General features: G+C 64.1%; 13 protein-coding genes and 2 riboswitches. Of the genes, 12 read left to right on the top strand and 1 reads right to left on the bottom strand.

Annotation, left to right across the window (positions count from 1 at the left end):
• The first annotated feature begins 121 nt into the window (after window positions 1–121).
• A complete protein-coding gene (locus tag GS_RS15150; RefSeq protein WP_010943643.1) occupies window positions 122–502 on the top strand; it encodes a flagellar protein FlaG in 381 nt (126 codons plus the stop codon).
• A 190-nt stretch (window positions 503–692) separates the two neighbouring features.
• On the opposite strand, the gene GS_RS15145 is transcribed toward GS_RS15150, so the two are convergent.
• Complete coding sequence (locus GS_RS15145; protein ID WP_010943642.1) at window positions 693–1547, bottom strand: HDOD domain-containing protein; 855 nt, start codon at window positions 1545–1547, stop codon at window positions 693–695.
• Window positions 1548–1709: 162 nt separating this feature from the next.
• On the opposite strand from GS_RS15145, the gene yihA reads away from it, so the two are divergent.
• The 11 genes from yihA (at window position 1710) to GS_RS15090 (ending at window position 11911) form a co-directional block, all read left to right on the top strand.
• Entirely contained in the window at window positions 1710–2330 is a 621-nt protein-coding gene (gene yihA, locus GS_RS15140; RefSeq protein ID WP_010943641.1) for a ribosome biogenesis GTP-binding protein YihA/YsxC, read from the top strand.
• A 58-nt stretch (window positions 2331–2388) separates the two neighbouring features.
• A riboswitch (cobalamin riboswitch) is annotated at window positions 2389–2614 on the top strand.
• Between the two features lie 87 nt (window positions 2615–2701).
• Window positions 2702–3220, top strand: a complete 519-nt coding sequence (gene cobU, locus GS_RS15135; RefSeq protein ID WP_010943640.1) for a bifunctional adenosylcobinamide kinase/adenosylcobinamide-phosphate guanylyltransferase — start codon at window positions 2702–2704, stop codon at window positions 3218–3220.
• Window positions 3221–3242: 22 nt separating this feature from the next.
• Entirely contained in the window at window positions 3243–4301 is a 1059-nt protein-coding gene (gene cobT, locus GS_RS15130; RefSeq protein ID WP_010943639.1) for a nicotinate-nucleotide--dimethylbenzimidazole phosphoribosyltransferase, read from the top strand.
• A complete protein-coding gene (gene cobS / locus GS_RS15125) occupies window positions 4298–5038 on the top strand; it encodes an adenosylcobinamide-GDP ribazoletransferase (RefSeq protein WP_010943638.1) in 741 nt (246 codons plus the stop codon). The genes cobT and cobS overlap by 4 nt, the downstream gene beginning before the upstream one ends.
• Window positions 5039–5168: 130 nt before the next feature.
• Entirely contained in the window at window positions 5169–5771 is a 603-nt protein-coding gene (cobC, locus tag GS_RS15120; protein WP_041914029.1) for an alpha-ribazole phosphatase, read from the top strand.
• Between the two features lie 3 nt (window positions 5772–5774).
• Window positions 5775–7169 carry a cobyrinate a,c-diamide synthase gene (locus tag GS_RS15115; protein WP_010943636.1) on the top strand — a complete coding sequence of 465 codons (1395 nt, stop codon included), beginning with the start codon at window positions 5775–5777 and terminating at the stop codon, window positions 7167–7169.
• A complete protein-coding gene (gene thiC, locus GS_RS15110) occupies window positions 7166–8473 on the top strand; it encodes a phosphomethylpyrimidine synthase ThiC (RefSeq protein ID WP_010943635.1) in 1308 nt (435 codons plus the stop codon). The genes GS_RS15115 and thiC overlap by 4 nt, the downstream gene beginning before the upstream one ends.
• Window positions 8462–8661: riboswitch (cobalamin riboswitch) on the top strand. (Overlaps the previous gene by 12 nt.)
• Window positions 8662–8780: 119 nt before the next feature.
• Window positions 8781–9821: an energy-coupling factor ABC transporter permease gene (locus tag GS_RS15105; RefSeq protein ID WP_010943634.1), complete on the top strand. Its 1041-nt coding sequence runs from the start codon at window positions 8781–8783 to the stop codon at window positions 9819–9821.
• Window positions 9808–10323: a hypothetical protein gene (locus tag GS_RS15100; RefSeq protein ID WP_010943633.1), complete on the top strand. Its 516-nt coding sequence runs from the start codon at window positions 9808–9810 to the stop codon at window positions 10321–10323. Before GS_RS15105 ends, GS_RS15100 begins: the two co-directional genes overlap by 14 nt.
• Window positions 10320–11075, top strand: a complete 756-nt coding sequence (cbiQ, locus tag GS_RS15095; protein ID WP_010943632.1) for a cobalt ECF transporter T component CbiQ — start codon at window positions 10320–10322, stop codon at window positions 11073–11075. Before GS_RS15100 ends, cbiQ begins: the two co-directional genes overlap by 4 nt.
• Window positions 11072–11911, top strand: a complete 840-nt coding sequence (locus tag GS_RS15090; RefSeq protein WP_010943631.1) for an energy-coupling factor ABC transporter ATP-binding protein — start codon at window positions 11072–11074, stop codon at window positions 11909–11911. The genes cbiQ and GS_RS15090 overlap by 4 nt, the downstream gene beginning before the upstream one ends.
• Window position 11912: the final 1 nt, after the last annotated feature.

Here is an 11912-nt window from a genome sequence, read left to right as displayed (position 1 = left end):
AGAGGGAGCACCGGGCTTCCTCTCTTCGTTTTTTTGTCCACTGTCATTTTCCTGCTAAAGTTTCCCTGCAGTCATCCGATATGAGGTCATAGGGAGTGTTATATTTTCAGGGAGAGATGCCATGAACATCGAAGCCACCAGTGGAACAGGGCCTTCCGCGGTTGCGGTTGTTCCGACAATCGTGGCCAAGTCACGGCAGGATGAAGAGGAAAAGCGCGCGGCGCGGCCCGTGGAGCAGGCTCGTGAGCCCGAGAAGGAGAGTGACAAGGGCAAGAGCGAAGAGGAGCGGGTCAAGGAGGCGACTGAACGGATCAACGAGTTCATCGAGTCGGTCAGCCGTGATCTCGAATTCTCGGTGGACAAGGACACCAACAGAACGGTCGTCAAGGTCCTGGCACGGGAAAGCGGTGAGGTGATCCGGCAGATCCCCGCGGAAGAGGTGCTCAAGATCGCCAGGATGCTTGACGAGCTCAAGGGGCTCATTATCCGGGAAAAGGCCTGATATGCGCTGAGCGTCGCTGTGGCGGCATCGTGCCGGGCGGGGAAGAGGGGAGCGACGGAGCGTTGAATTCCGTCTGCCGGCAGGGTGTTTGATCCAGTGTAATAAATCGGGTATTGACTGAAACGCAAAGACGCGCGGCAGAGAGTCGCGCGTCTTTTTTGTGCCTGTAAGAACCTGTTCGGGGCTGCGCTCAGTCGTTGATGAAGAAGCTCTTGTTCTCCTCGAAGGTCTGGGCGAACTGGTCCACGTCCCGCAAGATGGTCTCGGGCGTGTAGCCGAGCAGGTGTGCCTCCTGTGTTTTTGCCAGATCAAGCTCCTCGTCCGGGTGGCGTTCGCCGATGCCGAGTTTTTTGCAGAACTTGTCGGCCAGGCATGTGGTCGCGGTCAGGAAAAGATCGTACTGGTCCGTGAGCGTGGGGTTCGGAAAGTCATGGTGGTTCATGACCGCGGTGGAAAGGGCCTCCGGGAAGTTCCATTTGCGGATGACGAGCGCTCCCACCTCCGCATGGGAAAAGGAATAAATACTCCGCTCCACTTCCTCGAAGGGCAGCCCTTCATTGTAGCAACGCATCATCACCTGCTGGAATTTCGAAGGATCCAGGTCGTTCATGATGGTTTTGCCGATGTCGTGGAACAAGCCGGCCAGAAATGCCGTCTCTTCGTTGATGAACTTGCCGTTGGCACTGATGATCCGCGCGGCAATGGCGGCGCCGACGGCATGTTCCCAGAGCATTTTCTCCGTCAGGCCGAAGCGTTTGCATATCTGCTTGAGGGACGCGGCCACCACCAGGCTTTTCAGGGTCCTGAACCCAAGGAGCATGATTGCTCCGGACAGGGTGTTGATCTGGCGCTGGCAGCCATAGTAGGCCGAATTGGAGAGCTTGAGGATCCGCGCGGCCACGGCCGGGTCGGCGGAGACCGTCTGGGCGATTTTCTCGATCGTCACGTCCTCCTGCTCGATCATTTCAATGACCTTGGTGGCGACGAGCGGGATGGTCGGCAGGTCCACGGCGGAGAGAATGAGGGTTTCCAGTTCCTTGTTCATTAGGCACCTGTTCGTGGTCAGCGACAGCGGACGACAATAGTTCAAGTTTGTCATGCAATTTTCTCGCCGAAAGCGTGGTGTGCAGCCGGTCGCTTCCTCCGATTGCATTGGGGGAACCGAGGTGCTATTGTCGCACGGGCAGTTACTGTTTCAGGGGGGTCCATGGTGAATATCACGAGCGCGGAATTTGTTACGAGCGGTACGAGACCCGAGCACTATCCGCCCGGCGATCTGCTCGAGATCGCTTTTGTGGGGCGATCCAATGTCGGAAAATCGTCACTTATCAACGTGCTTGTTAATCGCAAGAGCCTGGTCCGGACCAGTTCGACGCCGGGACGTACCCAGCTCATCAACTTTTTCAGGGTGAACGGCAGCCTGATGCTGGTGGACCTTCCGGGCTACGGGTTCGCCCGTGTCCCGCCTGAGGTGAAGAGGCAGTGGGGCCCCATGGTCGAAACCTATCTGGCGGGCCGCTCCTGTCTCGCCTGCGTGGTGCTGATCGTGGATGTCCGCCGGACGCCGGCTGAAGAGGACCGGCTCATGCTCCAGTGGCTGCGGGCCTACGACATCCCCGTCCTGGTGGTCATCACCAAGTGCGACAAGGTCTCGAAGAACGAGCGGGCCAAGCAGGCGAGCCTGATCAGCCGGACCCTCGGCCTGGCTCCGGACGAGATGGCTTTCTTCTCGGCCCTTTCCCGCGAGGGGCGTGACGCCATCTGGGCGCGGATCGAGGCGATCATGGCCGAAGGACACTCCCCGTCAGTGGATGGCGCCCCGGAGTGACCGGCCGTCATGGGCGTTGACTTTTACTGCCCGCTCTGCTACAAGTCTTTGAACAATCGAATATTTCAAGCGTTCAGGTGCTTCCACTCCCACGGTGGAAGGTAAAAGGGAAAAGGGTGAGAATCCCTTGCTGTCCCGCAACTGTGAACGGTGATGAAAGCCGCAGCGATGCCACTGGAGAGTCCTTGTTGATGTGAAGGCGTGAAATACGCCTTCTTCCGGGAAGGCGCGGCGAGTAAAGTGATCCGTGAGCCAGGAAACCTGCCCGAACGCATGAGCAGCGGCCTCCGAGGAAGAGGTGCCGAAGCCATCGTCAATTCATCCACGGTATTCGAGCCCCGCCCCTTGTCAGGAGGCGGGGTTTTTCATTCATGGCACAGATCATTTTCTTAACGGGCGGCGCCCGTAGCGGCAAAAGCCGCTTGGCCGAAGAACTGGCAACCAGGCGGGGTACTCCCCTCGGCTACCTGGCCACCGGCTCTGCCGGTGACGGGGAGATGGCCGAGCGGATCGCCCGGCACCGGGAGCGCCGCGGCGATGCCTGGACCACCATCGAAGAACCCCTGGCCCTTGCCGAGTCCCTGGCGGCCCATGACGGCCGGTTCGCCGCAATCCTCGTGGATTGCGTCACCCTCTGGCTCTCCAATCTCCTCTTTTCCCTGGACGATCCAGCCCGCGTGCTCAAAGAAGTCGAACTATTGACACGGACATTCTCCTCCCTCCGGACTCCGCTCATCATCGTATCCAACGAGGTGGGCATGGGGATAGTGCCGGAGAACCGCCTGGCGCGCCAGTTCCGTGACCTGGCCGGCGAGGCCAACGAGCGGATCGCCGCCGCGGCCGACGAAGTCTATGTGACATTCAGCGGGCTCCCGCTACGCCTGAAATGAACCCTGAAAGACGAGGTACCCCATGACGCTGCTGACCGAAGCCCTGTCAAAAATATGTCCCGTAGATGCCGAACTCATGGCCCAGGCCCAGGCGCGGCTTGACAACAAGACCAAACCCATTGGCTCCCTCGGACGGTTGGAGGAGTTCGCCCGGCGCATGGTGGCCATCACCGGCAGCGTTGCGCCCGATACGAAGAAGAAGGTGGTCTTCACCTTTGCCGGTGATCATGGCGTGACCGATGAAGGTGTGTCGGCCTTTCCCCGGGAAGTGACCCCCCAGATGGTCTATAATTTCCTGCGGGGAGGAGCCGGCATCAATGTCCTTGCGCGCCACGTGGGAGCCCAGGTACGGGTGGTCGACATCGGGGTGGATCACGATTTCGGCGACACCCCCGGCCTCATTGTCCGGAAGGTGGCCCGGGGCACCCGTAATTTCGCTCGAGGCCCGGCCATGACCAGGGAGGAGGCGGTCGCCGCCCTGGAGGTGGGGATAGATCTGGCGAATGAGGCCAAGCGGGAAGGGATCGCCCTGGTCGGTACCGGCGAGATGGGTATCGGTAACACTACCCCGTCGGCTGCCATTATCGCCGCCTTCTCGGGGCTGCCGGTCCCGGCGGTGACCCACCGGGGGACCGGCATCGGCGATGAGGCCCTTGCCAACAAGGTCCGGGTTATCGAGGCGGGGCTGGCCCTGAACCAACCCGATCCGAAAGATCCTATCGATGTGCTGGCAAAAGTCGGAGGACTGGAGATCGCCGGCATTGCAGGCCTGATCCTCGGCTGCGCCGCAAACCGGCTGCCGGTGGTGGTGGACGGCTTCATCTCCACGGCCGGGGCCCTGGTGGCCTGCGAGCTCAATCCCCATGTGCGGGATTACCTCTTTGCGGCCCACCAGTCGGTGGAAGTGGGGCACCGGGTCATGCTCGACCGCATCGGCGCCGCCCCGATCCTGGACCTCCAGCTGCGGCTCGGCGAGGGGACTGGTGGGGCACTGGCCATGGGACTCATCGAGGCCGGAGTCAGAATTTTGACGGAAATGGCCACCTTTGAGGAAGCGGGCGTGGCGGAAGGGGACTATTGAAACTCTATTTCATCGCCCTTCAGTTTCTGACCGTCGTCCCGCTGCCGTTCCGGCTGCGCTGGGACGAGCGCGCCCTGGGACGCTCCATGGCATTCTTCCCCCTGGCGGGGCTCACTCTGGGAACACTGCTGGCCGGGGCCGACATGCTTTTCGCAGCGCTGGTGCCAAGGCCCGTCAGCGATCTCCTGCTGGTGGCGCTGCTGGCCGGGGTAACCGGTGCGTTGCACCTGGACGGTCTGGCCGATGTCTGCGACGGGCTGGCGGCTCGTGGCGGCAGGGAGCGTTTCCTGGCGGTCATGAAGGATCCCCGGGTGGGAGCCGTGGGGGTAGTGGGGCTCGTGCTCGGGCTGGCGCTCAAGTACCAGGCCCTGCTGGCGGTGCCGGACGACCTCAAGCGTCAGGCGCTCTTGCTCTTCCCTGCCGTGGCCCGCTACGCCCAGGTGCAGATGACCGTCGGCGCCAACCGCGCCCGACAGGATGGCCTCGGCGCCGCTTTCATCGCCGGGACCGGGATGTTCCAGCTGGTGACGGCCGGCACGATCACGGCCGTTGCAGCCTGGTTGCTGCTGGGCCCGGCGGGCATGGCCGTGCTTGCGGCATCCGTTCTTTTCACCGGCGGGTTCCGGTGGTGGTTCCATCGGCATCTCGGCGGGGTTACCGGCGATGTCATCGGCTGCGCCAGCGAACTGAACGAAATTCTCTGCCTGCTGGTCATCCTGGCCCTGCACCGGGGCTGACAGCCCCGTACGGAGACTGTCCTTCCATACTTCGATTCCTTGCCGGGAACACACAGGATGTAGAGGCAGGGGCTATGCCGTGAGGCTGCCCGAACAAACAACAGGGATATTTCCCTCTCTGGAACGGAACATGACACGCAAAACACGCATCTATCTCATCCGTCACGGCGAAGTGGAGGGGGCCGGCGTCCCCCGTTACAACGGACACAACGACGTGGGCCTCTCCGAGCGGGGTAAGGCCCAGTACCTGGAACTCCGCAAGCGGTTCGACGGGGTTCGGATCGCCGCCTGCTACACCAGCGACCTTACCCGCTGCGTCTGGGGTGCCGAGTCCCTGGCCGCCCACCTGAACGTTCAGCCGCAGCGCCACCCGGAACTGCGGGAAATCTGCATGGGCGAATGGGAGGCGAAGAGCTGGCAAGAGCTCCAGGACCGCTATCCCCACCAGTGGCAGGCACGGCTCAACGACCTGGAAGGCTACCGGGTGCCGGGGGGGGAAAACCTGCTGGACGTCCGGGCCCGGGTTATGCCCGCCGTCAATGCCATCGTTGAGCGGCACCGGGGGGAAGACGTCCTGGTGGTGGCCCACGGCGGCGTGAACCGGATCATCCTCCTGGAGGCCATCGGTGCACCCCTGGCCAACCTCTTTTCCCTTGAGCAGACTTACTGCTGCATGAACATCATCGACTACTTCGAGGATGGGCGTGCGGTGGTGAAGCTGGTGAACGGGTAGACCATGAAATCGATCATCATCGCCGCCCCGCACAGTGGCTCCGGCAAGACAACCATCACCGTGGGCATCATGGAATGCTTCAGGCGGCGCGGCCTCACCGTGGCACCCTTCAAGGTGGGTCCGGACTTCATCGATCCGGGCTACCACCGGCTGGTGACGGGGTTGCCCTCGGCCAACCTGGACGGCTGGATCTGTCCTCCCGAGTTTGTCCGGGCATCCTTTGCCCACCATGCCCTCAACGCCGACATGGCCATCATCGAGGGAGTCATGGGGCTCTTCGACGGGTTCGGAGGGATCGCCGACGAGGGGAGTACGGCCCAGGTGGCCCGGCTGACCGGTGCGCCGGTGATCCTGGTGGTGGATGCCCGTGGGCTGGCCAGGAGCGCCGCCGCCATCCTCAAGGGGTTCGCCGAATTCGATCCCTCGGTGCGGGTGGCCGGGGTCATCTTCAATAACGTGGGCAGCGACAGTCACGAGCGAATTCTGCGGGAGGCGGTGGGGCAGTCCCTGCCGGAGCTGAAGGTGTTCGGCTGTATCCCCCGGGACGACGGGCTTCACATCCCTGCACGCCACCTGGGACTTCTCACGGCGGAGGAACATCCCCTGTCGGGCGAGTTCCTGGATCACCTGGTGGAGGTGATTCGCGACCGGGTTGACCTGGGGCTGCTCTGGGGAGCGGCCAACCCCTTGGGCGCGCCGGTGCCCCGCGCCGAACCGATTCCCTGCCAGACCCTGGGCGGTTCGGTCCGACTGGCAGTCGCCCGGGACGAAGCCTTTTGTTTCGTCTATGAGGACAACCTCTGCCTGCTGCGCCGCGCCGGCGCCGAGATAGTCACCTTTTCCCCCCTGCGCGACGAGCGCCTGCCAGAGGATGTGGCCGGCGTCTACCTGCCGGGCGGCTACCCCGAGGTCTTCGCCGATGCCCTGGCCGCCAACACCGGGATGAAGGAGTCTTTGGCCCGGGCCGTGAACGAGGGGATGCCGGTTTACGCCGAATGCGGCGGTTTCATCTACCTTACGCGCGGGGTTACGGACAGCGCCGGGGAGCCTGAATCGCTCCACGAGTTCGTAGGGATATTCCCCGTGACAACCCGGATGCTTCCCCGCCGCAAGGCCCTCGGCTATCGCGAGGTTGAACTGGCGGCGGATACCATCATCGGCCCCGCCGGCACCCTGGCCCGGGGGCACGAGTTCCACTACTCGGAGATGGAAGAGATGCCCGCCGACGTGGAGCGTGCCTACCGGGTCCGCCGGGGCCCGGTTGACCTGGGGATGGAAGGATACCGTTACCGCAACTGTCTTGCCTCCTACGTCCACCTCCACTTCGGGAGCAACCCGGAGCTGGCCGCGGCGTTTGTGGCACGCTGCAGATCGTTCGTCACAAGGAGCCGTGTGTGAAAACCCAGATCGAACAGGCCCGCGAGGGCATCATTACCCCTCAGATGGCGGCCGTGGCCGCGGAGGAGCACGTCTCCCCCGAGTATGTCTGCCGGATGGTGGCCGAGGGGAAGGTCGTCATCCCCTGGAACCACGTGCGCGCGCCAAAGGCAGTCGGCATCGGCAAGGGGCTGCGGACCAAGGTGAATGCCTCCATCGGCACCTCATCGGACATCGTTGACTACGAGGCCGAGGTGCGCAAGGCCCGGGCCGCCCAGGAGTCAGGCGCCGACACCCTCATGGAGCTGTCCGTGGGCGGCGACCTGGACCGGGTCCGGCGCGAGGTCATCGCGGCCGTGGACCTGCCGGTGGGAAACGTTCCGCTCTACCAGGCCTTCTGCGAGGCGGCGAGGAAATACGGCGACCCCAACCGGCTCGACCCTGAGATGCTCTTTGACCTGATTGAGCGCCAGTGCGCCGACGGCATGGCCTTCATGGCGGTCCACTGCGGCATCAATCTCTACACCATCGAACGGCTCCGTCGCCAGGGGTACCGCTACGGCGGCCTCGTCTCAAAGGGAGGGGTGAGCATGGTGGGCTGGATGATGGCCAACGGCCGCGAGAATCCCCTCTACGAACAGTTCGACCGGGTGGTCGGTATCCTGAAGAAATACGACACGGTCCTTTCCCTGGGCAACGGCCTGCGGGCCGGCGCCATCCACGATTCATCGGACCGGGCCCAGATCCAGGAGCTGCTGATCAACTGCGAACTGGCGGAGATGGGGCGCGAGATGGGCTGCCAGATGCTGGTGGAGGGCCCCGGTCACGTCCCCCTGGACGAGGTGGAGGGGAACATCCAGCTCCAGAAGCGGATGAGCGGCGGCGCACCCTACTATATGCTCGGGCCCATCTCCACCGACGTGGCCCCCGGCTTCGACCACATCACCGCCGCCATTGGCGCGGCCCAGTCGAGCCGCTTCGGCGCCGACCTGATCTGCTACATCACCCCGGCCGAGCACCTGGCCCTCCCCAACGAAGAGGACGTCCGCCAGGGGGTAAAGGCGGCCCGGGTCGCCGCCTACATCGGCGACATGAACAAGTACCCGGAGAAGGGGCGCGAGCGGGACCGGGAGATGAGCAAGGCCCGTCGCGACCTGGACTGGCAGAGGCAGTTCGAGCTGGCCCTCTATCCAGAGGACGCCCGGGCGATCAGGGCCAGCCGTACTCCCGAGGATGAGGCCACCTGCACCATGTGCGGCGACTTCTGCGCCTCCCGGGGGGCCGGCAGGCTGTTTGCCGGCGATCTCAGGGGGGATAAGGTGTAGGGCTCAGGCAGTTTCAATCTGAAGAAGCATCCTTCCGGCGTAAGGGAAACCGGTGCAATACCGGTGCTGCCCCGCAACTGTGAGGGGGGACCGATGCCGCAGTGATGCCACTGTCCGAAGGGACGGGAAGGCGCGGCAGGCGGGATGATCCCCGAGCCAGGAGACCTGGCTGGAAGGCGACAACACACTCCGACCGAGGGGAAGGGAGGTTGTATGGGGAGCAGAGCATATCCACTGCGGCTATGAGGTCGTTCCGGCACGCGAGGGCAAGAACGGCGACGGATCATAACTTCATAGGGAGCACGCAATGAAACGAATTACCTTATATGCTGCCGGTTCGGCAATCATTGGCGCAATGCTGCTGGCCGGGCCCGCCCACGCCATGCACATCTCCGAGGGAATCCTCCCCCTGGGGTGGGCGGCGCTCTGGTTCGCCGTGGCGGCGCCCTTTCTGGCCCTGGGAATTCGGCGGGTGAACGAGCTGTCCCGCCACGATCTCTCCTTCAAGCCCCTGGTGGGACTCATGGCGGCGGTGGTATTCATCATCTCCTGCATGCCGATTCCGGTGCCCACCGCCGGTACCTGCTCCCATCCCTGCGGCACGGGGATCGCCGCGATCCTGGTGGGGCCCCTGGTCAGCGTGGTCATCACCACGGTAGCGCTCCTCATCCAGGCCCTCTTTCTGGCCCACGGCGGGCTTTCAACGCTCGGCGCCGACGTGGTGTCCATGGGGGTGGCGGGCTCCTTTGCCGGCTGGTTCGTCTTCCGGGGCATGCGCCGGCTGGGCGCGGGCCTTGCGGTGGCCGCCTTTGTCGCCGGGCTGCTGGCAGACTGGGCCACCTACCTGACCACTGCCCTGGAGCTGTCCTCGGGCGTGCGCGGGAGTGAGCCGTTTTACCCGCTGTTCTTGAAGATCGTTGCCGCCTTTGTCCCGACCCAGCTTCCTCTCGGCGTGCTGGAAGGGGCCATGACCGCCGGTATGGTGGTCCTGCTCCACCGCAAGCGCCCCGATCTGCTGGCGAAAATGGGGGTGGTCGATGCCGGTGGCCCGGGAGCCGGTCCCCGCCGGGCAACCGTGGTCATGCTGGCGCTGTTTTGCCTGCTCGCCTCGCTCCTTGTGGCGGGACCGTCGCGCGCATCGGAAAAATGGCCTGGCGTGGACGAAACCGTTGTGGAAAAGATTGCCGCGGAACACGGCCGTGAACCGCGGGACCCCCTCATCAATACCGACCAGGGTGACCTGCTTCTCTTCGTTTTTCTGCTGGCCGGCACAGTCGGGGGCTTTGCGGCGGGCTATTTCTGGCGTATGCTGGTGGCGGAACGGAGAACGTACGATGACCATACTTGAAACCTCCTGGGTCCAGGGCAATGACCGCGAGATTGAAGAGCTGGTGCGGCTCGTGAACGAGGCGATCGCGCTGGAGCTCAACGCATCCCGGCTCTACGCCCTGTTCCAGGACCTCTTTCCCGATGACGGTGAGTTCTGGCAGACGCTTTCCATCGAGGAGGAGAACCACGCGAACCTCCTGCGAAACGGTCGCCGCCTTTTCCTGCCCGAGGGGAGGTTCCCCCGGGAGCTCCTGCCCGAATCCCTCGAACCCCTGGTGGAGAAGAACCGGGAGCTGGAGACCCTGTTCGACCGTTACGAACAGACCCCTCCCAGCCGGGAGGAAGCCTTCAGGACCGCTCTCGTCCTTGAGGAGTCGGCGGGGGAGCTCCACTTTCAGCGGGCCATGGAGAGCCGGGCTCCCTCCTGGACCCTCAAGGTGTTTCAGACGTTGAACAATGATGACCGCGATCATGCCAACCGGCTTCGCGACTACATGGCGGCGAAGGGAATTGCCGAATGAAGCACGTCCTCAGCGCGTCTCCGGCCGATCATCCCCTGTCGCGGCTCGACCCGCGGGTCAAGCTCCTGACGGCCGGGGCACTGCTCGCCATGGTCATCAGCTGCACCGGCGGGCTGTTCCCGCTGCTGGCGGCGATCCTCTCCCTGGGGATCGTCGTCTCGTTGGGGGTGCCGCTCCGCCTGATCCTGCTCCGCTTTGCGGAACCGGCGTTCATCGCCGCCGTGGTCCTCCTGCTCAAGCTTTTCTTCAGCGGCGTCACGCCGCTTTTCACACTCCAGCTGCCCTGGCTGGAGCTTACCGCATACCGGGAGGGACTGCGGGAAGGGCTCCTCATCGCCGGCCGCATTGCCGCCGCCGTGTCGGTTGTATCGGCGGTCGGCTTCTCCTCCTCGTTCACCGACCTGATGGCGGCCCTGGCATGGCTGCGGGTGCCGCGCAGCTTCATCGAGGTGGCGCTGTTCGCCTGGCGCTACCTGTTCCTGCTCCTGGACGACGCCCAGGTGATCCACGCGGCCCAGCGGAATCGCCTGGGCTACAGCGGGCTGCGCCGGGGGATGCGCTCCTTCGGCACCTTGGCCGGCGCCCTGGTTCTTAAGGCCTTCGACAACAGCCAGACCATTACCACCGCCATGGTTCAGAGGGGGTACGACGGGAACCTGCCGCTGTTCAGGCACCGTCCGTTCCGGCCGGCCGAGGTGGCTCTGTCCGCCCTCTTCGTGGTGGCCATGGGAACCCTCTGGGGGATGCAGTGAGGTTTTCCGTGGACCTGAAGGCCTATGCCTATCCCGACGGTACCGTGGCCCTGTCGGATATCCGTTTCCAGGTGGCGCGGGGAGAATTTTGCGGCATCCTCGGCTCCAACGGCTCGGGCAAGACGACACTGCTCAAGATCATGGACGGGCTGATCAGGGAGTACGACGGCAGCGTGCTCCTGGACGGCCGGGACGTGCGGAGCCTCCAGCCGAAGGATATCTACCGCACGGTCGGGCTCGTGTTCCAGAACCCGGACGATCAGTTGTTCGCCCACACGGTCTTCGAGGATGTGGCCTTCGGCCCCCGCAACATGGGATTTGCCGAGGCCGAGGTCAAGGCGCGGGTGGAGCGGGCCCTGGAAGCCGTCGACCTGGCGGGCGCCGCGGCCAAGCAGATCCACCACCTGAGCTACGGCCAGAAAAAGCGCGCCTGCATCGCAGGGCTCCTGGCCATGGGGCATGAGGTGCTCCTCATGGACGAACCCACCGCCGGCCTCGATCCCATGGGAGAGTACCGGATGATGGAGCTGCTCACGCGGCTCAACCGCCAGGAGGGGGTGACCATCGTCATGGCGACCCACAGCGTCGATCTGGTGCCCCTGTTCCTTCACCGGCTCTACATCCTGAGCCGGGGGCGGATCGTTCGCGGCGGGCCGCCCGAGGAGGTCTTCACCGCTCCGGCCGAGATGGAGAGCGTCAAGCTGCGGCTTCCCCACATAGCCGAGCTCATCCACCGCCTGAAGCACGAAGATGGTGTCCCGTTCCGGCGCACGCCCCTCACCATCGGCGAGGCCCGGCGGGAAATCATGGAATTGATGGAAACCACAAGGAGTTGAC

It is taken from the genome of Geobacter sulfurreducens PCA (genome assembly GCF_000007985.2).
Taxonomy (GTDB): domain Bacteria; phylum Desulfobacterota; class Desulfuromonadia; order Geobacterales; family Geobacteraceae; genus Geobacter; species Geobacter sulfurreducens.
Note: the sequence above shows the minus strand (reverse complement) of the source record. Positions and strands in the feature narration are given on the sequence as shown.